19 protein-coding genes and 1 pseudogene are annotated in these 23,315 nt (G+C 70.7%); 14 read left to right on the top strand and 6 right to left on the bottom strand.

Annotated features, from left to right (window positions below):
• The first annotated feature begins 96 nt into the window (after nt 1-96).
• The 7 genes from BQ8008_RS03365 (at nt 97) to BQ8008_RS03395 (ending at nt 6,896) form a co-directional block, all read left to right on the top strand.
• Nucleotides 97-1,677: a sodium-dependent transporter gene (locus BQ8008_RS03365; protein ID WP_108832800.1), complete on the top strand. Its 1,581-nt coding sequence runs from the start codon at nt 97-99 to the stop codon at nt 1,675-1,677.
• Nucleotide 1,678: 1 nt separating this feature from the next.
• Entirely contained in the window at nt 1,679-1,852 is a 174-nt protein-coding gene (locus tag BQ8008_RS03370; protein WP_108832801.1) for a methionine/alanine import family NSS transporter small subunit, read from the top strand.
• Nucleotides 1,853-1,936: 84 nt separating this feature from the next.
• Nucleotides 1,937-2,794: an HAD hydrolase family protein gene (locus tag BQ8008_RS03375; RefSeq protein ID WP_108832802.1), complete on the top strand. Its 858-nt coding sequence runs from the start codon at nt 1,937-1,939 to the stop codon at nt 2,792-2,794.
• A 167-nt stretch (nt 2,795-2,961) separates the two neighbouring features.
• A complete protein-coding gene (locus tag BQ8008_RS03380; RefSeq protein ID WP_108834618.1) occupies nt 2,962-4,812 on the top strand; it encodes a serine/threonine protein phosphatase in 1,851 nt (616 codons plus the stop codon).
• A gap of 93 nt (nt 4,813-4,905) precedes the next feature.
• Nucleotides 4,906-5,640 carry a vitamin K epoxide reductase family protein gene (locus tag BQ8008_RS03385; RefSeq protein WP_108832803.1) on the top strand — a complete coding sequence of 245 codons (735 nt, stop codon included), beginning with the start codon at nt 4,906-4,908 and terminating at the stop codon, nt 5,638-5,640.
• A gap of 50 nt (nt 5,641-5,690) precedes the next feature.
• Nucleotides 5,691-6,401, top strand: a complete 711-nt coding sequence (locus tag BQ8008_RS03390; RefSeq protein ID WP_199908011.1) for a metal-dependent transcriptional regulator — start codon at nt 5,691-5,693, stop codon at nt 6,399-6,401.
• Nucleotides 6,402-6,452: 51 nt separating this feature from the next.
• Nucleotides 6,453-6,896, top strand: a complete 444-nt coding sequence (locus tag BQ8008_RS03395; protein WP_108832805.1) for an HIT family protein — start codon at nt 6,453-6,455, stop codon at nt 6,894-6,896.
• A gap of 45 nt (nt 6,897-6,941) precedes the next feature.
• On the opposite strand, the gene BQ8008_RS03400 is transcribed toward BQ8008_RS03395, so the two are convergent.
• The gene (locus tag BQ8008_RS03400) at nt 6,942-7,604 is read right to left on the bottom strand and encodes an RBBP9/YdeN family alpha/beta hydrolase (RefSeq protein WP_108832806.1); all 663 of its coding nucleotides are present in this window, start codon (nt 7,602-7,604) and stop codon (nt 6,942-6,944) included.
• A gap of 70 nt (nt 7,605-7,674) precedes the next feature.
• On the opposite strand from BQ8008_RS03400, the gene BQ8008_RS03405 reads away from it, so the two are divergent.
• Both BQ8008_RS03405 and BQ8008_RS03410 read left to right on the top strand, forming a co-directional pair.
• Complete coding sequence (locus BQ8008_RS03405; protein ID WP_108834620.1) at nt 7,675-8,043, top strand: MerR family transcriptional regulator; 369 nt, start codon at nt 7,675-7,677, stop codon at nt 8,041-8,043.
• Nucleotides 8,044-8,193: 150 nt separating this feature from the next.
• Nucleotides 8,194-11,163 (top strand): leucine--tRNA ligase, encoded by a 2,970-nt coding sequence (locus tag BQ8008_RS03410; RefSeq protein WP_108832807.1) that lies wholly within the window; start codon nt 8,194-8,196, stop codon nt 11,161-11,163.
• Between the two features lie 113 nt (nt 11,164-11,276).
• Here BQ8008_RS03410 and BQ8008_RS03415 read toward each other — a convergent pair whose 3' ends face one another.
• Nucleotides 11,277-13,322, bottom strand: a complete 2,046-nt coding sequence (locus tag BQ8008_RS03415) for a helicase HerA-like domain-containing protein (RefSeq protein ID WP_108832808.1) — start codon at nt 13,320-13,322, stop codon at nt 11,277-11,279.
• Between the two features lie 362 nt (nt 13,323-13,684).
• On the opposite strand from BQ8008_RS03415, the gene BQ8008_RS03420 reads away from it, so the two are divergent.
• The 5 genes and pseudogenes from BQ8008_RS03420 to holA all read left to right on the top strand — a co-directional run bounded on the left by BQ8008_RS03420 (nt 13,685) and on the right by holA (nt 19,658).
• Nucleotides 13,685-14,962 (top strand): glycosyltransferase, encoded by a 1,278-nt coding sequence (locus BQ8008_RS03420; RefSeq protein ID WP_108832809.1) that lies wholly within the window; start codon nt 13,685-13,687, stop codon nt 14,960-14,962.
• Nucleotides 14,963-15,044: 82 nt separating this feature from the next.
• Nucleotides 15,045-15,914 (top strand): DegV family protein, encoded by an 870-nt coding sequence (locus tag BQ8008_RS03425; protein WP_108832810.1) that lies wholly within the window; start codon nt 15,045-15,047, stop codon nt 15,912-15,914.
• A 155-nt stretch (nt 15,915-16,069) separates the two neighbouring features.
• On the top strand, nt 16,070-16,876 hold the full coding sequence (locus tag BQ8008_RS03430; protein ID WP_234415204.1) for a ComEA family DNA-binding protein: 807 nt from the start codon (nt 16,070-16,072) through the stop codon (nt 16,874-16,876).
• Nucleotides 16,873-18,537, top strand: a pseudogene (locus BQ8008_RS14095) (ComEC/Rec2 family competence protein); the annotation flags it as partial. The gene BQ8008_RS03430 and the pseudogene BQ8008_RS14095, both read left to right, overlap by 4 nt.
• Nucleotides 18,538-18,626: 89 nt before the next feature.
• Nucleotides 18,627-19,658 carry a DNA polymerase III subunit delta gene (gene holA / locus BQ8008_RS03440; protein ID WP_234415205.1) on the top strand — a complete coding sequence of 344 codons (1,032 nt, stop codon included), beginning with the start codon at nt 18,627-18,629 and terminating at the stop codon, nt 19,656-19,658.
• An 8-nt stretch (nt 19,659-19,666) separates the two neighbouring features.
• Here the strand turns inward: holA and ribH are convergent, their stop codons facing one another.
• The 4 genes from ribH to ribD are packed head-to-tail and all read right to left on the bottom strand — an operon-like array spanning nt 19,667 to nt 23,305.
• A complete protein-coding gene (ribH, locus tag BQ8008_RS03445) occupies nt 19,667-20,140 on the bottom strand; it encodes a 6,7-dimethyl-8-ribityllumazine synthase (protein WP_108832814.1) in 474 nt (157 codons plus the stop codon).
• Nucleotides 20,137-21,468, bottom strand: coding sequence for a bifunctional 3,4-dihydroxy-2-butanone-4-phosphate synthase/GTP cyclohydrolase II (locus BQ8008_RS03450; RefSeq protein WP_108832815.1), 1,332 nt, complete (start codon nt 21,466-21,468; stop codon nt 20,137-20,139). The genes ribH and BQ8008_RS03450 overlap by 4 nt, the downstream gene beginning before the upstream one ends.
• Nucleotides 21,462-22,136: a riboflavin synthase gene (locus BQ8008_RS03455; RefSeq protein ID WP_108832816.1), complete on the bottom strand. Its 675-nt coding sequence runs from the start codon at nt 22,134-22,136 to the stop codon at nt 21,462-21,464. The genes BQ8008_RS03450 and BQ8008_RS03455 overlap by 7 nt, the downstream gene beginning before the upstream one ends.
• Complete coding sequence (gene ribD, locus BQ8008_RS03460; RefSeq protein WP_234415206.1) at nt 22,136-23,305, bottom strand: bifunctional diaminohydroxyphosphoribosylaminopyrimidine deaminase/5-amino-6-(5-phosphoribosylamino)uracil reductase RibD; 1,170 nt, start codon at nt 23,303-23,305, stop codon at nt 22,136-22,138. Before ribD ends, BQ8008_RS03455 begins: the two co-directional genes overlap by 1 nt.
• Between the last annotated feature and the right edge of the window lie 10 nt (nt 23,306-23,315).

Genomic DNA, 23,315 nt, shown 5'->3' on the forward strand with positions numbered 1-23,315 from the left:
AGGACTAGCGTCCAGCGACAAAAGGGCCTGCGACCAATCCGCAGGAAAAGGCGGCCATCGGGCCGCCTTCGTTTGTGACATCACGGAAGGTTGCTCATGACCTCCAGGACAGGGGAGAGCGAGTCTCCTCAGGCGCCTCCGCGCGAGCAGTGGAGCGGTCAGCTCGGATTCCTCATGGCCGCCATCGGCTCGGCGATCGGGCTGGGTAACATCTGGCGCTTCCCGGGCGTGGCCTACACCAACGGCGGCGGGGCCTTCGTCGTCCCCTATGTCATCGCACTGTTGGCGGCCGGTCTGCCGATCCTCTTGCTCGACTACGCCCTGGGCCACCGTTTCCGCGGATCCCCGCCGGCGGCCTTCCGGCGCATGTCCAGCAAGCTGGAGTGGCTGGGATGGTTCCAGGTCTTCATCTGCTTCGTCATCATGACCTACTACGCGGTGGTCGTGGCCTGGTCCCTGCGCTACATGTTCTTCTCCTTCACCATCGCCTGGGGTGACGACGCAGCAGGCTTCTTCCAGCGCTACATCGGGATGGACCGGCTCGGCTCCGAGGTCGGCTACTCACCGACAGTCGTCATGGGCGTGGCCCTCCCGCTGCTGTTCGTGTGGGCCTTCGGTCTGGTGGTGACCGCCCTGGGCGTGAGCGACGGCGTGGAGAAGGCCAACAAGATCTTCCTGCCGCTGCTGGTTCTCATGTTCGCCGCTCTGGTGGTGCGCGCCCTCATGCTCCCGGGTGCGGGGGAGGGGCTCAATGCTCTGTTCACCCCCAAGTGGTCGGCCCTCCTGGATTACCAGGTGTGGATGGCAGCCTTCGGGCAGATCTTCTTATCCCTGTCGGTGGGCTTCGGCGTCATGCTCACCTACGCCTCCTACCTCCAGCGGCGCCGTTCCAACCTGGTGGGCACCGGCCTGGTGGCGGGCTTCGCCAACTCCTCCTTCGAGCTGTTCGCCGGCATCGGCGTCTTCGCCACCCTCGGCTTCATGGCGCACACGCAGCACGTCGGGATCAGCGAGATGAAGATCACCGGGCCCTCCCTGTCCTTCGTCACCTTCCCCACCGTCATCTCGCAGATGCCCGGCGGTGCGCTGTTCGGGGTGCTCTTCTTCGCCTCCTTCGCCATGGCGGGGCTGACGTCCTTCATCTCCATCATCCAGGTGGTGGCCGCCGGCGTGGGGGAGAAGCTCGACCTGACTCCGAAGGCGGCCTCCCTCATCGTCGGTATCCCGGCCGCCGTCCTGTCCTTCGTCCTGTTCGCCACCAGCTCGGGCCTACCGGACCTCGACGTCGTCGACGCCTTCATCAACAACATCGGTGTAGTCGCCTCGGCCATCATCATGTGCGTGGTGGTGGCCTGGGTCCTGCGGCGCACCAGGCTGCTCCAGGACCACCTCAATGCCGTCTCCGAGTCGCGGATGGTCGGCCTGTGGTGGCGGGCCCTCGTCGGTGCCGTCGTCCCCGTCCTGCTGGGCTACATGTTCTTCCAGACCCTGTGGATGTATCTGTCCGAAGGATATGAGTCGGAGTCCTACTCCAGCGACTTCGTCATGGTCTTCGGGTGGGGGATGCTCCTGCTGGTCGCTGTTGCAACCGCGGTCATGACCCTCGTCCCCTGGAAGATCCCGGTGGACGAGTTCGAGCCCATTGAGCTCGAGGCCACCGCTGAGGAGGAGGACTGAGATGACCGGAACCGCCGTACTCATCATGCTCGCAGCCATTATCATCATCTGGGGCGGCCTGGCGGTCTCCATCACCGCGCTCATCTCGCGTGGACGCCGCGAGGACCGCGATGCCAGGGCAGAGGCCTCCGCACGGGCTCGCGAGCACATGCTCCATCCCGAGCAGATCGACTGACCCGCCGTTGTCAAGAGACTGACTCCACCACCCGCCTAGGGCCCGGTTCGGCCGGTTTCCAGGCGGGTGGGCCACAATATGCATATGACTCAGACTGAAGTGAGCTCCCAGGTGCTGCCCCGTCTGGTGGCCTTCGACCTCGATGACACGCTGGCACCCTCGAAGTCGGCCATGCCGCCCGCTATGGCTGCGGCCCTGAGGCGGCTGCTCGACGTCGTCCCCGTCTGCATCATCTCCGGGGGACAGGTAGGGCAGTTCCACGACCAGGTCCTGGCCCACCTCGACGCCGATGCCGACGAGCTCTCCCGGCTCCACCTCATGCCCACCTGCGGCACGCGGTACTACACCTATGACGCCTCCCAGGCCGGTGCGGGCACCGAATCCTGGACTCTGGTCTACGCCAACGACCTCACGCCCGAGCAGATCCGCACCGGCTTCGAGATCGTCGAGGCCCAGGCGCGCCGGCTCGGCCTGTGGGAGGAGCGGACCTGGGGGGAGATCCTGGAGGACCGCGGCAGCCAGATCACCTTCTCCGCCCTGGGGCAGGAAGCCCCTCTGGAGGCCAAACGCGCCTGGGACCCCACGGGGGAGAAGAAGGCCACCTTGCGCGACGCCGTCGCCCCGCTCCTGCCGGAGCTGGAGGTCCGCTCTGGCGGCTCCACGAGCGTGGACATCACCCTCAAGGGAGTCGACAAGGCCTACGGCATGAAGCGCTTGGCCGAGGTCACCGGGATCGCGCTGGAGGAGATGCTCTTCGTCGGCGACCGCCTGGACCCCGAGGGTAACGACTACCCGGTCAAGGCCCTGGGCGTGCCCTGCCAGGCCGTGGGCGGATGGCAGGACACCGTCACCTACGTCACCGCCCTGGCGAGCCTCATCGCAGCCCAGGAGCGCAACGGCGAGGACCACGGGACCCGGGTCTCCCTGGCCGCACGGCTCTAAGGAGGGCCGTGGCACGCACGGATGCTGACACCGTTGCCGACCTGGTCTCCGGTGTGCTGACAGCCGCCCGCCGCTGCGGCGCCCTGGCTCTCACGATGCTGCTGTCGCTGCGCGGCTGGTGGCGCCGGCGTCGTTCTGGTACCCGCACGGTCATCGGTACCTCAGCGATGATTCTGGCCTCCAGCCTGGTCTCCCTTCTCCTGGGCCTGTCCACGGCGACGGCCTCGGCGCCGGTCGGCCCCCACGAGGCGACCTGGTCGACGACCCTGGACTCCACCATCACGCTCGACCTCGGGCCGCTGGGGACCGCCTCGATGGAGTTTCCCGCGGGGGTCTTCGGGGTCAAGGTCGTCCTGGGCGAGATACCCGGTGACCCGGCTCCCAACGCCGCCAACGCCGCCAGTGTGGGGCAGTCGCTGTCCTCCGACGCCGCCTCCTACCTCTCGCTCGTCTCGCACCCCGACCTGACGATCCGACAGGGGCTCTACGGTCTGGCGGGGGACGCCATGCGGCGGGCCGGAGTGATCGAGGCGATCTTCCTGTGCTGCGTGGCCGCCTGGCGCCTGGCTCCGACGAGGCCCTGGCGTGAGACCATCCGTGCAGGAGCATCGCACCGCTGGGCAACGACCGTGGCGGTCTCGGCGACTGTGGCCGCGGTGACCTCCCTGCTGGTCCCGGTGATGCGCACAAACGCCGAGCACGGCTCCACCTTGTCCGTGCTGGAGGGGACCCCCTTGGCTCAGGCCCGTTTCTCTGGGCGCATCGCCGACGTCGTCACCGCCTACGGCCCCAAGGCACGCTCCTTCGTCGAGACCAACAACGACTTCTACGCCCAGGCCGATACCAACCTGCGCGCCGCATGGGAGGCCGCCGAGCAGACCGAGGGGCTGGTGGACGTCACAGCCGCCGACGGCAAGGTGGACACCGCGGACCTTCAGACCCGGTTCAGAGCCTCCTCCGCGAAGACCGTGGCGGAGGCCAGCCCCGCATCGCCGCAGGAGGAGGCACCCCAATCTCCTGAGGGCCCGGCACCCACCGCGACGCCGTCGACCTCTGTGGCCCCGTCGGCCACGGCGCCGCCGGTGACGGGAGCCCGCTCGGTTCCCGAGCGCGGGCGTAGGACGGCCGTGCTCACCACCGATCTGCACTGCAACCTCGACGTCATCGCCTTCTCAGGGATCCTCGACCAGCTCTCCGGCGCGGATGTCCACATGGATGACGGCGACCTGACCATGACCGGCTCCGACCCGGAACGGGTGTGCGTCGACGCGTTGACCCAGGCGGTCCCGAGCTCGACGGCGAAGGTCGCCACGATCGGCAACCACGACTCCGATGCCACCGCCGCCCGCCTGCGCTCCCAGGGGTGGACCGTCACCGATGGCTCGGTCCAGACGGTAGCCGGAATCTCCGTGCTCGGGGACGACGACGCCGACCGTACGACGACGGCGGGCACCAAACCTCGCAGCGGCGAGACCACCGAGCAGATCGCCACCCGGCTGGCCAGGGTCAGCTGCGGGCGCACACCGGTCGACGTCGTTCTCATCCACCAGCCGGCCACCTTCGACCCCCTCATGAAGGAGGGCTGCGCGCCGCTGCTCCTGGCCGGGCACGTCCACGCTGAGCGGGGGATGACCACGGCGATCAGCCCCCAGACCGGCAGAGCCGTGACCGGGATCGTCTCCGGTGCGGGCAAGGGCGGCACCTCGCTGGGGTCGGTCACGGAGGACGCCTTCCTCCACGTCCTGTCCTTCGACTCAGCGGGAGCGCTGGTGGCCTGGCGCGCCGTCATCCTCCACCCCGATGCCTCGGTGACGGTGGGGGCCTGGCGACCGGTACCGGGTATCTCCTCCGGCCAGGAGACGGCGACAATGGCCTCAACGCCCGATTCATCGGCGTCGGCCTCCCCGGAGCAGGCACCGGCCGAGGTCCCCGCGGAGGCGCCGGCCGAGTCCCAGGAGGGCACAGAGCCGCAGGAGGGTGCCGAGTCCCAGGAGCAGGCCGAGTTTTCGGACGGGTAGGGCGCACGCGCCCCTGGTGGCATACGCTCGCATCCTGATGACCACACAACGCCCAGAAGAACTGATGACGCACCACCGGTGAGGAGACTGACGATGTCGCGCATGCCCACAGATGCCGAGATCGATGAGATGAGCGAGGCCGAGCTCGAGGCCTACCTGGGATCATCCCCCGGCCGGGAGCTCGACCGGCGCACCCGCCGCGATCACGACGAAGACTCGGCCGACCGGCCTGCCTGGATGCGCCGCTCCGAGGCCGAGCGAAGCTTCGGCTGGCTGCTCGTCGTGTGCTCCCTCATCGGGCTCGTCGCCTGCTGGGAGCTCATCAGCTCCCAGATCAGGCTGCTGCGCAACCCGGATGCGGCGCTCGTGTGCGATGTCAACCCTCTGGTGTCCTGCGGCGACTCCCTCAACGTGTGGCAGGGCAACCTCCTGGGCGTGCCGAACTCCTTCATCGGGGCCATCGCCTTCGGTGCCCTGGCCGCGATCGGTGCGGCCCTGCTCGGCGGCGCACGCCTGCCGCGGTGGATGTGGTGGGGGCTGAGCGCCGGCAGCCTCGGCGGGATCGCCTTCGTCATCTGGTTCCTGGCCGTCTCCATCATGACCTTCGGCAAGCTCTGCCCCTTCTGCCTGGTCATCTGGTCCGTCACCATCCCGGTGGCCGCCCATTCCTGGGCCTGGGCGGCGGCCGGCGGGCACCTGGGGCTGCGGGACAACCTGGCCCTCGACCTGCTCAAGGCCCGCTGGTGGATCATGGCGGCGATGTACCTGGCCGTGGTCCTCACCATCATCATCGCCTTCGGCGGCCAGCTGGCAAGGTTGTTCGGGTGACGCCGCCCGCGAGCAGGACGGCCTCGGCCGGGCCCGCCTGGAAGCCGTCGGTGGCGGGGGACTCGACCGTCACCCAGGACTACCTCAAGGTCGTGTGGGCCGCCTGCGAGTGGGGCGGGGCGGGTGCCTCCATCACCGGCCTGGCCAAGCGCATGGAGGTGGCGCCGTCGACCGCCTCGGAGAACGTGGCCCGTCTGGTGGAGGAGGGGCTGCTCGTCCATAAGCCCTACAGGGCCGTCACCCTCTCCGAGGAGGGCCGGCGCCGGGCCATGGGCATGATCCGTCGCCACCGCATTCTGGAGACCTACCTGGTCACCCAGCTCGGCTTCGGCTGGGACGAGGTGCACGCCGAGGCCGAGGAGCTCGAGCACGCCGTCTCCGAGCGGCTGCTGGAGCGGCTCGACGCGGTCCTGGGGCACCCCACCCGCGACCCGCACGGGGACCCGATTCCTACGGCGGACGGTCGGCTCGTCGTGCCCGACCTGGTGCGCCTGGAGACCCTGCCGGTGGGAGCCGACGGCGTCGTCGGGCGGATCCAGGACGACACCGAGACGCTGCGTCGCCTCCAGCGGGCCGGTATCGGGCTGGACAGTCGGGTGCGGATCCGTGACCGGGGAACCGTGGCACCTGCCGTGGAGGGCGGCAATCGCCGTCGGGCGACCGTTATCGCCCTGCTGGACCCGGAGGCCCCGCGCGGTGCGGCGCCCGCGGGAGCGCCGGAGGCCATCATCCCCGACGGCTCCCTGTGGCTATTGGCCTGACAAGGGGCGGGGCCTGGACGGAACCGGGCGCGGCTGGGGGACAATGGGGCCATGAGCACGATTTTCACCAAGATCATCAATGGCGAGATCCCCGGCCGTTTCGTGTGGGCGGACGAGGTCTGCGTCGCCTTCGCCACCATTGAGCCGCATACCGACGGGCACGTCCTGGTGGTTCCGCGGGCCGAGGTCGACTCCTACGTGGATGCTCCCGACGACGTGGTGGCGCACCTGGCCGTGGTGGCCAAGCGCATCGGGGCCGCGCAGGTGCGCGTCTTCGGGGCGCCGAGGGCCGGGCTCATCGTGGCCGGCTACGGGGTTGACCACCTGCACCTTCATGTGCTGCCGATCCGCTCGGAGGAGGACCTGTCCTTCTCCTCGGCCCGCCACCCCGAGGGGGGCGAGCTCGACGCCGCCATGGAGCACCTGCGGAGCGGCCTCGTCGAGGACGGCTGGGGGGAGTTCGTTCCCGCGAGACTGGACAGTCCGGCAGTGTAACGGCGCACCGACCGACCTTTTCTTCAAAGCCGACGCGGATACGCGTCATCTTTGAAGAAAAGGTCGGTTTGCCATCAAAGCAGCCACGACTTGCGGAAGCGACGTGACGCCGTCGGAGGCCAGGAAATGTCCCGCGCCTGGAACGGTGACGATATCGGCACTGAGTGCGGCGGCGAATCTCCGCGAAGCCTCTTGGGGGACGAGCGGGTCATTGTCGGAGTGAATGACTGTGGTGGGTCCCAGAAACGGGCGCAGCTCATCGGGGCTCACGCCGTCGAGAAAGCCGTTCAGTCCGGTGACGAGGAAATGGTCGAGCTCCGCCTCTCCCGTCGGAGGGAGCTGCTGCGCGAAGGGCGCGACGGCGATGAAGGCCGCCAGGTGCCGACCGTCGCCGTTCACCGGCGAGCCGCACGCGATGACTCGCCCGATCGCCCGCAGTGCGGTCAGGCCGCCAAGACTGTGCGTCACGATTGCGAGCCCCGCCAGCCCGTCTGGCGACGTCCCGATTCTCTCGGCGATGGTCGACGCCCAGGCCGAGGCATCCGGAGTCTCCGGATGAGGGAGCTGCGGCACCTCAACATGGGGGACGGTCCGCGCGAGCCAGGGAAACCAGTGGTCGTGGGGCCCCGCCCCGAAACCGTGAACGAGGATGACTCTGTCGAACCCGTGGAGTCTGTCGGAGGAACAGTGTTCTGTAACGTGGTCCATGCCCCTGGACGGTAGACATTCACGCCAGTGGCAAGGTCAAGCGGAAATGTTCGCCGGAAAGGAGCTCCTCGTGCGCATCGGAGAGTTTGCCCGACAGGCGGGCGTCAGCCCCCGTTCCCTGAGGCACTACGAAGAGGCCGGTCTGCTCGTCCCTGCCCGGACCTCCGCCGGATACCGGGACTACAGCCCGAAGGACCTCGACGCCGTTGCACGCATCCGGCCGATCCTGGCCACCGGCCTCGGCGTCGCAGCCGCCCGGCGTTACCTGGACTGCGTCGAGGTCGCCGGTGACGATCGAACCGTCTCCATCACCATGTGCCCCAACCTACGTCGCGAGCTTGAGACGGTCGAGGAGCGGATCGCCCGGCACCGCAGTCGCCTGGCTTGCGAGCAGGACGCCCTCAACCGCTTCAGGGCTGCGGCTCGGGAAGAGGAGTGAGGACGACACCGCTCAAACCCCAGTGGGCCCTCCGCCGACGTGACCGGTCTCGCCCGCCCGTGGGGCGGACGCCGACGGGCCCCGCTGCCCCTGGGCGATAGGCTGTGCCCCGGCACCAGGAAGCACGAGTAGGAAAAGAGCACTGCCGCGATGTCAGAGAGAACCGCACCGGGCGAGTCCGACACCCCCTACCGCTACACGGCGGAGCTGGCGGAGTCCATCGAGACCGCCTGGCAGGACCACTGGGAGGCTGAGGGCACCTTCAACGCCGACAACCCCGTCGGCGCCCTGGCCGGGCCCGGCGCGGACAAGGAGAAGTTCTTCCTGCTGGACATGTTCCCCTACCCCTCCGGCAAGGGCCTGCACGTGGGCCACCCGCTGGGCTACATCGCCACCGACGTCGTCGCCCGCTTCACCCGCATGACCGGCAGGAACGTCCTGTACACGATGGGCTACGACGCCTTCGGCCTGCCCGCCGAGCAGTACGCCGTCACCACCGGCCAGCACCCGCGCATCTCCACCGAGGCCAACATCGCCAACATGCGCCGCCAGCTGCGCCGCCTGGGCCTGTCCCACGACCCGCGCCGCTCCCTGGCCACCATCGACGTCAACTACGTGCGCTGGACCCAGTGGATCTTCCTGCAGGTCTTCAACTCCTGGTTCGACCCCGAGGCCCCGCGCCGCGACGGCCGCGGCAAGGGTGCGGCCCGGCCGGTTGCCGAGCTGCGCGACAAGCTCGCCTCCGGACAGGTCCCCGTCCCCGGCGACCACGACTGGAACTCCCTGAGCGCGGCCGAGCAGGCCGAGGTCATCGACTCCTTCCGCCTGGCCTACGTCTCCAACGCCCCCGTCAACTGGTGCCCCGGCCTGGGCACGGTGCTCGCCAACGAGGAGGTCACCGCCGAGGGCCGCTCCGAGCGCGGCAACTACCCGGTCTTCAAGCGCAACCTGCGCCAGTGGATGATGCGCATCACCGCCTACGGCGACCGTCTCGCCGAGGACCTGGACACCGTGGACTGGCCCGAGAAGGTCAAGCTCATGCAGCGCAACTGGATCGGCCGATCCGAGGGCTCCGAGGTGACCTTCGCGGTGCCCGGGGCCGGTCAGGACGCGTCGCTGGGCGTCTACACCACCCGCCCCGACACGCTCTTCGGCGCCACCTTCATGGTCGTGGCCCCCGAGCACCCCATGCTGGGCGGCGTCGACTCCTCCGCCTCCGTGCGCACCGATGCCCAGATCGCCGATGACGCCGCGGCGCTGACCGTTCCGGCCGCCTGGCCGGAGGGCACCAAGGAGGCCTGGACCGGCGGCTACGCGACCCCCGCCGAGGCCGTGGCCGCCTACCGCGCCCGGGCCGCTGCGACGTCGGACGCCGACCGCACCGACGAGGGCCGGGTCAAGACCGGTGTCTTCACCGGCTTCTTCGGCATCAACCCCGTCAACGGCGGACAGGTGCCGGTCTTCGTGGCCGACTACGTCCTCATGGGCTACGGGACCGGCGCCATCATGGCCGTGCCCGCCCACGACGAGCGCGACTACGCCTTCGCCACCAAGTACGACATCGACATCATCCAGACCATCGGCCCGGCCGACGACCCCCACGGCGTCGACCTGAGTGCCCAGGCCTACACGGGCGACGGCGTCGTCGTGAACTCCGCCCAGGGCGACCTGGACATCAACGGCATGAGCAAGGACGAGGCCAAGGCCACCATGATCGGCTGGCTGGAGGCCAAGGGCGCCGGCCGCGGCGCGGTCACCTACCGCCTGCGCGACTGGCTCTTCTCCCGCCAGCGCTACTGGGGCGAGCCCTTCCCGATCGTGTGGGACGAGGACGGCGGCGTCCACGCCCTGCCCGAGTCCATGCTGCCGGTCGAGCTGCCCGAGGTCACCGACTACTCGCCGCGCTCCTACGACCCCGACGACGCCGACTCCTCCCCGGAGCCGCCGCTGGGCAAGGCCACCGAGTGGGTCGAGGTCGAGCTCGACCTGGGCGACGGCCCCCGGACGTACTACCGCGAGACCAACACGATGCCGCAGTGGGCCGGTTCGTGCTGGTACGAGATGCGCTACATCGACCCCACCGATGAGAACGCACTCGTCGACCCGGCCAACGAGGCCTACTGGATGGGGCCGCGCCCCGAGGCCGGTAACGTCTCCGGCGGCACCGACCTGTACGTCGGCGGCGTCGAGCACGCCGTCCTGCACCTGCTCTACTCGCGCTTCTGGCACAAGGTCCTGTTCGACCTGGGCCACGTCTCCTCCTCCGAGCCCTACCACCGCCTCTTCAACCAGGGCTACGTCCAGGCCTACGCCTACACCGACTCCCGGGGCCAGTACGTTCCCGCCGACGAGGTCGAGGAGGTCGCCGCCGAGGACGGCACCACCACCTACCTCTGGCAGGGGAAGCCGGTGCGCCGCGAGTACGGCAAGATGGGCAAGTCCCTGAAGAACATCGTCACCCCCGACGACATGTACGAGGCCTACGGCGCCGACACCTTCCGCGTCTATGAGATGAGCATGGGGCCGCTCGACGCCGATCGTCCGTGGGACACCCGCGCCGTCGCCGGCAGTCAGCGCTTCCTGCAGCGACTGTGGCGCAACGTCGTCGACGAGACCACCGGCGAGCTGACGGTGGTCGACGAGCTCGCCGACGAGCAGACCCGCCGGCTCGTGGCCAAGACGATCGTGGGCGTGCGCGAGGACTACGAGGGGATGCGCCTCAACACGGCCATCGCCAAGCTCATCGTCCTCAACAACCACCTCACTGGACTCAGCGCGGTCCCGCGCGAGGCCGTCGAGGCACTCGTGCTCATGACGGCGCCCGTGGCCCCGCACATCGCCGAGGAGATCTGGAAGCGCCTGGGTCACGAGCACTCGCTGGCCCACGAGGACTTCCCGGTCGTGACCGACGAGTCCCTGCTGGCCGCCGACAAGGTCACCTGTGTCGTCCAGGTCAAGGGCAAGGTCCGCGACCGCATTGAGGTCGACCCCGGCATCTCCGAGGACGAGCTGGAGAGTCTGGCTCTGGCCGCCCCCGGCGTCATCCGCACCCTGGACGGGCGCGGTGTGCGCAAGGTGATCGTCCGCGCCCCCAAGCTGGTGAGCATCGTGCCAGAGTGACCGGGGAGATCGCTCCGACGGCGTGGCTCACGGGCGCGCCGGAGTAGCGGAGGAGCAGCACGCGGGGCTGCACGGACTATTCCGGTCGGTGCAGCCCCGCTGCTGTGCCGGGCTCAGCGGCGCCTCAGGGTGCCGAAGATGGAGCGCGTGATCTCGCGGGTGATCTGGCGACCCACCGAGCCGATGGTCTTCTCAACCTCCCGCTGACGGCGCTCGGCGGCCCTCTCCGCCTCGCGCTGGCGGCGCTGGGCCTCCTTGACGGCCTCGCGCTCCAGGCGCTCGGCCTCCTTCTGACGCTGAGCCGCCTGGCGGGCGGCCTCCTTCTCCGCCGCCTTCTGGGCGGCGGCGTCGGCCTTGGCCTGCTCCTTGGCCGCCTGCTCGGCGGCGCGGGCGGCCTCGGCGGCCTCGGCATCGGCCTGGACCCGCTGGGCCAGCAGCTCGTAGGCGGACTCGTTGTCCACCCCGGTGGCGTACTTGGGCTTGAGCGGGGAGGAGGCCAGCACCTGGTTGACCGTGCCGTCCTGGGCCGGCCCCATGACGGCGGCGGGCACGTTGATGATCACCGGTGCCACCGGGGCCGGGCGTCCCTTCTCATCCAGGACGCTGACGACGGCCTGGCCGGTCCCCAGCGACGTGAGTACCCGGCTGAGGTCCACCGGGCTGACCGGGAAGGTGGAGACCGCCTTCTTGAGGTTGGCGGCGTCGGCCGGGGTGTGGGCGCGCAGGGCGTGCTGGACGCGGCTGCCGAGCTGGGCCAGGACCTCGTCGGGAACGTCCGTGGGGGACTGGGTGATGAAGACGATGCCCACGCCCTTGGAACGGATGAGCCGCACCGTGCGCACCACGGCCTCCAGGAAGGCCTTTGAGACGCCGGAGAACAGCAGGTGGGCCTCGTCGAAGAAGAACACCATGGTGGGCTTGTCCGGGTCGCCGACCTCAGGGAGGGTCTCGAAGAGCTCGGCGAGCAGCCACATGAGGAAGGTGGAGAACAGCGTGCCCTGGGACTGGATGTCCGCCAGCTCCAGTGCCGAGATGACGCCCCGCCCGTCGGGCGAGACCCGCATGAGGTCGCGCACGTCGAGCGCCGGCTCACCGAAGAAGGCCTCACCGCCGGCGGCCTCCAGGGCGGCGATCTCACGCAGGATGACCCCGGCCGTCGCGGCCGAGACCCCACCAATGGTCTTGAGCTCCTCCTTGCCGGCGTCGGTGTTGGTCAGGTAGTCGACGACGGCGCGCAGGTCCTTGAGGTCCAACAGGGTCAGCCCCTGGCTGTCCGCCCAGTGGAAGACGAGCTGGAGGGCGGAGGCCTGCGTGTCGTTGAGGCCCAGGACCCGCGAGAGCAGGATCGGCCCGAACTCGGTGACCGTCGTGCGGATCGGGGTGCCGCTGATACCGCCGCTGGAGTCGCCTCCGCCGAGGTTGAACAGCTCGATGGGGAAGGACTGGCCCTTCCAGTCCTGGCCGGTGGAGCCGATCCGGGAGGCGATCTTGTCATTGGAGGCTCCCGGCTCGGCCAGGCCGGTCAGGTCGCCCTTGACATCGGCGAGAAACACCGGCACGCCAGCGCTGGACAGGCCCTCGGCCAGGAGCTGGAGCGTGCGGGTCTTGCCGGTGCCGGTCGCGCCGGCCACCAGGGCGTGCCGGTTGAGCAGTCCCAGCGGGATGCCGACCGACAGACCCTTGACCGCACCCGGCTCGCCGCCGGAGAGCGTGTCGAGGTAGGTGCCCACCGGCAGGGTGGGGGAGGAGAAGCCGTAGCCGGAACGCACCTGGGCCGTGTAGGCGGCCTCCTCGGCCGGGGGAGTCACCGCTGCCTGATCGATCTGAGGAGCTTCTTCGCTCCGAGGCGCGGTGTCCTCCTGAGCCTGCGCAGCAGCAGGGGCCTCGGAGGCCGCCGGAGCCGCACCAGGATCTGCCGGAGGCATGGCCTCGGCCGGCTCCGCGGGGGCTGTCGCCGGAGCGTTCACAGCGGGTGCTGCAGCCGGCTCTGTACCGGAGTCGCCAACTGATTCGGTCGGGACCGCATCGGCAGCGGCAGGACTGGAGGCGATAGCGGCGTCGAGGGCGGCTTGAGCGGCGGCGGCCTTGGCTGCGGCGGCTTCGGCGGCGGCTTGAGCGGCCTCGGCCTTGAGGCGTGCGATCTCAGCGGAGTCGGTCATGGTGCCATCGTAAACGCCGAACCTGCCAGAGCGCTGCCCCAGGCGTGTCAAAGGCCTGATGTGTCCGAGGAGCCACTCCCCGCTCCTTGTTCGTGGGCGCCTCACCGGCGCGAATGCCATTGACCATGACAAACGGCGAGAACTGTGGTCCTCGCGCAGTTTCAGACGCTGTGGGAGACGGGTACTCGGTAGACTAAGGTAGCCTCTGGGTTCGAGAGTACTGAGACCACGCGTCCAGCTCCGCACTTTCACCCGTCCCCTGTGCCGTGAGGTCTGCCCATCCCCATGTTGCCCCCTGCGTCGTCGTACCCGGATGTGCCGCGACTGCGGAGCCGGTTGCTGCTTCCAGCCCGTAGGATCGGATGAGCGCCATGCGGATCGCCTTCTTCATCGACGACTACCTGCCCTCCGTCCACGGAGTAGCCACCTCCACCGCCACCTTCCGGGCGTCCCTGGAGCGCATGGGCCACGAGGTCTACGTGGTGGCGCCCAAGGCCGAGGGCCACGAGGAGACGGACGACCACATCATCCGCCTGCCCTCCTCGCGCTACTACGTCTTCGACAGTCGCGAGGTCGCCACCATCTACCCCGGTCTGGCCAGGCGCTTCGACGCCTACGACTTCGACATCGTCCACAGTCAGACCCAGTTCAGCCTGGGGGTTCTGGCCCACTGGGTGGCCAAGCGCCAGGACATCCCCCACGTCACCACCATTCACACCCTCTACACCGAGCTCATTGACGACTACCCGCTGGCCGTGGTCTCCGGACTGCTGGCCCTGTCCGTCGCCTTCCCCGTGGCGCTCAAATCGCTGCCGGTCCTGCCCCGACCCCACCGCGACTCCATCAAGCACCTCAACAAGCGCGACATGAAGACGGCGCTGTCCCGGCAGGGATGGCGGCTCACAGCGGCCTTCGCCAACAAGTGCGACGCCTGTCTGTCTCCCTCTCAGCACCTGGCGCAGATCCTCATCGACGACGGCGGCCTGACCGCCCCCTGCATGGTGCTGCCCAACGGACTGGACTCCAGCCGCTACCGGCGGGCCCGCGCCGTCGACTCGCCCGTTGCCAAGGCCCCCGGCGAGAAGATCATCATCTGCGTGGCCCGCCTCAGCCCTGAGAAACGACAGATGACGCTCATCGAGGCCATGCCCCACCTCGCGGGCATGCCGGTCAAGCTGGTGCTGGTGGGGCCCGGCCCCTCCCAGGAGGAGCTGGCTCAGCGCGCCGAGGAGCTCGGAGTCGCCGACCGCGTGGTCCTGGCCGGCAAGCGCTCGCCCGAGGAGGTGGCCGCCCTGCTCAAGCAGGCCGACGTCTTCTCCTTGGCCTCCTACCACTTCGACAACCAGCCCATGGTGTTCCTGGAGGCAGCCGCCTCCGGACTGCCGATCGTCTACTGCGACGAGCGGATGACCGAGTGCCTCACCGAGCGCAACGCGATCCTCACCGACGGGATCGAGGGGGAGGACTTCGCCCGGGTCTTCGCCTCACTGCTGTCCGACGACGACCGGCTCGCCGAGCTGTCCGACGGCGCTGTGGAGGCGGCCCGGCAGTTCGACTCCGAGACGATGACCAAGCGGCTCACCGACCTCTACAGCGACCTCCTCATCTCCCGCAGCGCTCGACAATCTGGCAACGGTTAGCCGTTAGCCAGGGGGCCCGGCCGGCGCCATGACGGCCGGAACCTGTCTGATGAGCGTGAGGGATGCCGATAAGGTAGGCAGCATGTCGCTCGCCCTCGTCACCGACTCCGCCGCCTGCCTGACGGAGTCCTTGGTGCGTGACCGCGCGATTGAGGTGGTCCCGCTCCACGCCGTCCCCGCTGAGGACGGCGGGCACGGCACCACGTCGCGCCCCAGCGTCGAGGAGCTGGCGGAGGCCTACCGCCGTGCGGCTCAGCGAGCCGAGGAGGTCCTTGCTGTCCACATCTCCTCGACCCTGTCCGGAACCCTGGACAACGCCCGCATCGCCGCAGCGCGGCTCACCGATGAGCACGGGAGCACCGGGCAGGGCGGGACAGAGAGGCGCAGGCGTCCGCAGTGGCTGCGCGTCGTCGACTCCGGCACCAGCTCCGGGGCGCTGGGTCTCGCGGTTCTGGCCGCCACTCGTGCCCACGACGCCCGCCGCGGTGCGGCACTGGCTCAGGCCAGCACGGCCCGCTCCTACCAGTACTTCATCGTCGAGGACCTGGGCCGACTGGCCCGCTCGGGACGGATCGACCGCACCACCGCACGCCTGGGCGGGGCGCTCGGAATACGGCCGGTCCTGGCCCTCACCCGCGACGGGATCCGTGCGGTGGAGACCGTGCGCGGAGCGGCCCGCGCCAGACGGCACCTCATCGAGCAGGCCGTTCGTGCCGCAGGCGGGACCGCCCTGTCCGGACCCAGGCACCCCGCCGACCCGGTGCGCCTCGTCATCCAGGGCGACGACGCCGACATGCTCGAGCAGCTCGAGACCGACCTGCAGGAGGCCATGGAGGAGGCGGGAGCCATCGTCACCGAATTGCTCACCCTCCCGATCGACGAGGCGACCCGCACCCATGTGGGACCCGGTGCCCTCGGCATCGCCGTCGCCCCCGACCTCCGATCCCACTGAATGACGAGGGGCACGGACACCTCACCGTGCCCACAGCGCCATACGACGGTCCCACAACGACGCCCGGTTGCCACAGGCGGCCGGACGCGCCCCCTCTCCACAGGGCAGCCGGACCATCCGCGCGGCAGACCCGCTCACCACCTACCGTCACAGTCATGAGCGCCAGGAGAGGTATCGGGAACCGGTCCCTGGACGACCTTGTGCGCATGGCCTGCTCAGCCGATCCCGAGGAGCCCGTTTGCCGGCCGCGACGCCTGGCAATCGCACCACGAGCGGCCATGGTCGCCGGCGCCGTTCTCCTCGTCCTGGCTCTCGTCCTGGCACTGCGGACCGTCCTGTCCTCCACCGGCTCCGGCAGTGAGACGGCCCCGGCCACCGCCGCCGCGGGGACGGCCGCATCGATACGGTCACAGGCCCCGGCCACGGTACCCGTCACTGCACCAGTCACGGCTCGGGGCGGCGCCGTACCAGGCGGTTCCACCGCCGGAGTCGGCAACTTCTTCGTCCACGTCACCGGGGCGGTCGCCAGACCGGGCGTCGTGACGCTGCGGGCGGGAAGCCGTGTCGCCGACGCCGTCGACGCCGCCGGCGGAGCGACCGCGGACGCGGACACCGAGCAGCTCAACCTCGCGCGTGTCCTGAGCGACGGCGAGCAGATCCGGGTGCCGCGCGTCGGCGAGGTCCTGCCCGATCCCGCCCCTCAACTCACCGGGACCGCCGGCCCCGGGGCGGGAGCAGCCTCGGGCAAGCCCGGCGATGGCGGCGCCTCAGGAACGGTCAACATCAACACGGCCTCCGCCTCCGAGCTGGAGAAGCTGCCCGGCATCGGTCCGGCCCTGGCCCAACGGATCGTGGAATACCGTGACTCCCACGGGCCCTTCGCCAACGTCGACGCACTCACCGACGTCCCCGGCATCGGAAAGGCCAAGCTGGAGGCCCTGCGGGAGCAGGCCACCGTATGAGTGAAGGCCACAGCGTGAGTACCTCCCGGGCACCGTGGGACGACCCCGCACTGTATGAGAACCTGCGTCAGGAGCAGGACCGGCACCGACGCCGCAGGCGACATGCGCACGCGACCTCCTCCAAGGTCCCCGAGGCCCTCGACCTGCGCCTGCTCGCCCCAGCAGTCACCTGCTGGGCCAGCGCATGGTGGTCCGTCGGACGCGATGGATCGGCGGCATGGAGACCGGTGCTCCTCCTGGCTGCCGGGTACGCCGCCCTGGCTGCGGCACTCGTCGTGCCCGTGCTGCGCTTCCGGCCACCGCGCCACCGGGCCGACCCGCGTCCCGGAGCCCCGGAGCAGGACCCGCGAACCATCGGAACCATCAGCGCCAGCCTGCTCGTGTGCGCCCTGTGCGCTGCGACGGTCCTGGCCATCAGCGCCGCCCACCTGTGGTCCCGTCAGCGTGACCCGCTGACCATGGCGGTGGCCTCCGGACAACCGGTCACCCTCATCGGCACCGTCGCGCAGGAGCCGAGGGTGTCGGCCACCAGCCGCTCCACCCTGGTCATCACCGCCCTCGACGTCGAGCAGGTGGAGGGGAGACCCTCGTCCCTGCGCGCCACCGTCCTTGGCGACAAGCAGTGGCTGAGCCTGCCCATGGGCACCCGAGTCCAGGTGCGCACGCGCCTGAGGCCCACCGACCCCGGCCGTGCCGAGGCGGCCATCATCCCCAAGCGCGCAGGCCTCAAGGTCCTCAGCCCACCGACCGGGGTGCTCGGAGCCGTCACCAGCATTCGCTCTGGCCTCGCCCAGGCCGTCGGGGCACAGGGAGCCGGAAGGACGCAGGGCGCAGGAGGAATGGGGGAGGAGTCGGGTGTCTGGCCGCCGGGCGCCCGGGCCCTCGTGCCCGGCGTCGCCCTGGGCGACGACCACGCCCTGCCGGCCCAGGTACGCGAGGACATGCGCATCGTCTCCATGACCCACTTGACGGCCGTCTCCGGGCAGCATGTCGCCATCGTCCTGGGCCTGGGCCTGGCAGCCCTCGGGGTGCTGCCCCGGCGGTGGCGGGCACTGCTCGGAGTGGTCCTGCTGACTGCTCTCGTGGTCCTGGTGCGCCCCTCGGGCTCCGTGCTGCGCGCGGCCACCATGGGGGCCGTCATGCTCCTGGGAGTCGTCGCCGGACGGCGTGCCGCTTCCGTGCCCGCCCTGTGCGCGGGCGCCATCGTCCTGCTGCTCATCGACCCCTGGCAGTCCCGGGACTACGGATTTGCCCTGTCGGTGGTGGCCACCGCCGGGATCGTCATCGGCTCCAAGCCCGTCGCGGTCCGCCTCTCCGGCCGCCTGCCCAGGTGGTTGGCTGCCGCCGTATCCCTGCCGCTGGTGGCTCAGGCCGCCTGCGGGCCGATCCTCGTCCTCCTCCAGCCCTCGGTGGGGGTCTGGTCGGTCCCCGCCAATCTGCTCAGTGAGCCGGCCGCCGTCGTCGCCACGGTCAGCGGGCTCCTGGCCGCGCTGATCTTCCCGGTCTGGCCCGCGGCTGCCACCGTCGTCGCCTGGCCGGCGCTCGCGGCCTGCTCCTGGATGGTGCGGGTCGCCGGGTTCTTCGCTCACCTGCCCGGTGCCACGCTGCCCTGGCCGGCCGGCCTCACGGGCGCCCTGGCACTGGGGGCCTGCGAGATCGGGGTCCTGATCCTGGCGGCTCCCCGCGCCCGCCAAGCCCTGATGGAGGGACTGAGACGGTTGACTCGGCCCGCTCATGGCAGGCTTGCCCCATGGCAGCGACCCGAACCTCCCGCTCCCGGGGCCAGCGCAACGCGCCGGCTGGAATCCGCTGGGACCAGGCCCAGCTGGCGCCGATCGTCCTCATCCGTGCCGGCGAGGAGGTCCTCGCCGACCGCGCGGTATCGAGTCTTCTGGCGCAGGCCAAGGCCAAGGACCCGACCACCGAGGTCACGCGCCTCGAGGCCGCCACCTACGAGCCCCACCAGCTCGACACCCTCGTGTCGCCCTCCCTGTTCGGTGAGCCCCGGCTCGTCTACGTCCCCGCCCTGGAGCAGATGACCGACGCCCTCCTGGCCGACCTCCTCGCCTACGTGGGCGCCGCCGACCCCGAGGTCAGCGTCATCCTGCGCCACAACGGAGGCCAGCGGGGCAAGCGCCTGCTCGAGGCCATCAAGGCCTCGCCCTACCCGACCATCCAGTGCGACGCCATCAAGAACGCCAAGGACAAGTCCTCCCTGGTCGTGGCCGACGTGCGCCGCGCGGGGCGGAGCATCGTCCCCGAGGCCGTCGGCGCCCTCGTCGACGCCCTGGGCAGCGACGTGCGCGAGCTGTGCTCCGCCGTCGACCAGCTCCTCGCCGACACCCAGGGCACCATCAGTGCCGACCACGTGCGCACCTACTACGCCGGGCGCATCGAGGCCACCGGCTTCACCGTGGCCGACGCCGCCGCGGCCGGCAACACCCCGGCCGCCATCACCGCCCTGCGCCACGCCGTGGCCACCGGCACCGAGCCGGTGGCCATCGTCGCCGCCCTGGCGATGAAGGTGCGCCAGCTCGCCCGGGTCGCGGCCGCCGGAGGCAGGCGCATGAGCCCGGCCGAGCTGGGCATGGCCCCCTGGCAGGTGGACCGGGCCCGCCGCGAGCTCCAGGGCTGGTCCGACGACGCCCTGGCCACCTCGATCCTGGCAGTCGCCCGGGCCGACGCCGAGGCCAAGGGGGCCAGCCGTGACCCCGTCTACGCCGTCGAGCGGGCGGTGCTCACGATCTGCAACGCCCGCCGCTCCGGTACCCGCCGGCGCTGAGCCGCCTCTCAGACCCGCATGGCGGCCAGGGTGAGCGCCGTGGCCATCGCCGCACAGGCTGCCTCGTACCCCTTGTCCTCGTCCGAGCCAGGCCCGCCGCAGCGGGCCAGCGCCTGGGCCTCGTCGTCGCACGTGAGCACGCCGAAGCCCACCGGTACCCCGGTGTCGAGCGCCACCCGGCTCAGCCCGTCGGTCGCGGCCCGGCACACGTAGTCGAAGTGCGGGGTGCCGCCGCGGATGACGACGCCCAGCGCGACGACCGCCTCGGCACCGCCCCGCGCGGCGGCCGCGGCGAGCACCGGAAGCTCGAAGGAGCCCACCGCCCGCACGACGCTCGCCTGAGCTCCGGCCTCCTCGACGGCGCGCAGCGCCCCGGCGACCAGGCCCTCCATGACGCGCTCGTGCCACTGGGCGGCGACGACCGTCACCCTCATGCCTCGCGCGTGAGGTGCGCTCTGCTCAGGTGCCCCGGATCCGCTCATCGTGTCTCTCCCTCGTTCTCGTCGGTCGTGTGCCAGGGCGCATCGTCGGCCGTCGCCTCACTGGGCGGCACGTCCGTGCGGGACCCGTTGGGCTCGAGCCCGGTGAGCAGATGGCCCATGCGGTCGCGCTTGGCGCGCAGGTAGCTGAGGTTCTCCCCGTTGGCGAAGGTCGGCGTCGGCGTCCTGGAGCGGACGCTCACGCCGTAGTGCTCCAGGCCCGCGACCTTGTCCGGGTTGTTCGTCATGAGCTCGACCGAGCGCACGCCCAGGTGCCGCAGCACCTGGGCGGCGGTGGCGTAGCTGCGGGCGTCGGCCGGCAGCCCCAGCGCGACGTTGGCGTCGAGGGTGTCCATTCCCTCCTCCTGCAGCGCGTAGGCGCGGAGCTTGTCGATGAGCCCGATGCCGCGCCCCTCGTGGTCGGAGGCGTAGACGAGGACCCCGCGGCCGCGGGCGCCGATCGTCTCCATGGCGGCGCGCAGCTGCGGCCCGCAGTCGCAGCGCAGGGAGGACAGGACGTCGCCGGTCAGGCAGGCGGAGTGGACGCGGGTGAGGACGTCCTCACCGTCCGCGACGCGGCCGCACACGAGCGCGAGGTACTCGGTGCCGTCGACCCTGCTGCGCAGGGCGTGGGCGGTGAACTCCCCGTGCGCGGTGGGCAGGTGCGCAGAGACGGCCTCCTCGACGAGATCCTCGTGCAGCCACCGGTGGCGCTCCAGGTCGCCGACCGTGATCATGGGCATGGCGTGGGCGTCGGCGAGCTCTCGCAGCTGGTGTCGGCGCGCCATGGTGCCGTCGTCGTTGACGACCTCCACGAGGACGCCCACGGGCCGGTTGCCCGACAGGCGCATGAGGTCGACGGCGGCCTCCGTGTGACCGCGGCGCGTGAGGATTCCGCCCTCGCATGCACGCAGGGGGAAGACGTGGCCGGGGTGGACGAGGTCGGTCGGTGCTGAGTCCGGGTCCGCCAGGACACGGAGGGTGCGTGCCCGGTCGGCGGCGCTCACGCCCGTGGTGACGCCCGTGCGTGCGTCGGCGCTCAGTGTGAAGGCCGTCCTCTTGGGATCGGTGTTGTGCTCGGTCATCATGGGGATGCCCAGGCGGTCGAGCTCCTGGGCCGTCATGGGTGCGCAGATGATGCCGGTCGAGTGTCGGATCGCGAAGGCCAGTTGCTCGGTTGTGGCGGTCGCCGCGGGGAGGATGAGGTCCCCCTCGTTCTCCCGGCTCTCATCGTCGACGACCACGACCATCCGGCCCTCACGGAGGGCGGTGAGGGCGTCCTCGACGCTGTCCATACGCGTTTCCGGGCGCACGCTCCTCGTGCTCAGCATGCCTGCCGCCCCTCCTCGCTCAGGCGGGCGCCCAGAAGACGCTCGGCGTACTTGGCCATGACGTCGACCTCGAGGTTGACCCGTTCTCCCGGCCGCCTCGTGCCCAGAGTCGTGCGTCGCAGCGTCTCCGGGATGAGGCCGACGCTGAGCGACGCCCCTGCTCCCGGCGTGGGGGAGACGTCGGGGGCGGCGTCGTGCCGGGCTTCGTTGACGTCATCGACGTCGATGACGGTCAGTGACACCCCGTCGAGGGCGACCGATCCCTTGACGGCGACGTAGTGGGCGATCTCCCGCGGCAGGCCGACGCGCAGGAGGTCCCAGTGCTCGCCGTGTTGGCGGCCGAGGACCTCGGCGGTGGCATCGACGTGACCCTGAACGATGTGCCCGCCGAGCCGGTCGGTGGCGCGCAGGGCGCGCTCGAGGTTGACCGGGTCTCCCGGCGCCTGGGAGCCCAGGGTGGTGCGCGTGAGAGTCTCCGCCATGAGGTCGGCGGTGAAGGCGCTCCCGTGCATGGCGGCCACCGTCAGGCAGCACCCGTTGACGCTGATGGAGTCGCCCAGGCTCGCGTCCTGGGTGACGGTGGGCGCCTCGATCGTCAGCCGGGCGCAGTTCTCGACGGTCTCGAGCCGGACGATGCGTCCGAGCTCCTCGACGATTCCGGTGAACATCAGTGACTCTCCTCGGTGTGGCGGCGGATAGGGGGATGAGTGCGGTCCCGGTGGTCCGGGCGCTGAGCGCTGTGCCGCGGCCTCGGGACCGCAGGGGCGTCGGGATGGGCGTCGTCGGCCCCCAGGTCACCGGAGAGGCGGACGGCGAGCCCGTCGCCCGCGCCGAGGACCTCGACGCGGGGATGACGCAGCCGCAGGGCGTCGGTGATCGTCGTCGCCCCGAAGTCGGCGACGGCGGCCGGTCCCGCGCCCAGAAGTGCGGGGGCCGTGTAGGCGACGACCTCGTCGACGACGCCGGCGCGCAGGAAGGCGGTCGCGAGGGTCGGGCCTCCTTCGAGGAGGACGTGGCGGATCTCGCGCTCGGCGAGCACGGCGAGGACGGTGCGCGGGTCGTGGTCGGGCAGGAGGAGGTAGTGGTCGTCGGCGAGCACCCTGGAGGTGGGAGGCAGGCGCCTGGATCCGACGACGACGCGCAGCGGCTGGAGGTGAGCCGGGGCGGGCTCTCCCGTCTCGTCGCGGACTGTGAGGGCCGGGTCATCGGCGAGGGCGGTGCCGGTGCCCACCATGACGGCGTCGCACTGACGGCGCAGGTGGTGGGCGTCGCGGCGGGCCGCCGCCGGGGTGATCCACCGGCTGGTGCCGTCGTCGGCGGCGATACGGCCGTCGAGGGTGGCGGCGAGCTTCCACGTCACCATGGGGCGGCCGCGGGTCACGGTGAGGAGCCACGGGCGGTTGAGACGCGCGGCGTCCTGGGAGCACAGCCCGCGCCGTACCCGCACGCCGGCGGCCTCCAGCGTCGCCGCGCCGCCTCCGGCCGGCTCGGTCGGGTCGTCCTGGGCGTAGATGACCTCGGCCACGCCTGCGGAGAGGAGCGCCTGGACGCACGGGCCGGTGCGGCCCTCGTGGTCGCACGGCTCGAGGGTGACGACGACGGTCGCTCCCTGGGCGGAGGCGCCCGCCGCGGCGAGGTTCGCCAGCGCGTCGACCTCGGCGTGGGCGGTGCCGGCGCCACAGTGGTGGCCCTCGGCGAGGACGTCACCGTCGGCGGAGAGGACCGGATGACCTCGTTCACCCCCGTGCAGACGGCCGCGATGCAGGTCATCCGGTCCTCTCCCTCGGGTGCGCTGGGGAGAGACACCGTCACGCCGGACCCGCCGGGTGCACGGCACCCGGCACGGC

The sequence above is a fragment of the Actinomyces sp. Marseille-P3109 genome, assembly GCF_900323545.1.
GTDB lineage: Bacteria > Actinomycetota > Actinomycetes > Actinomycetales > Actinomycetaceae > Actinomyces.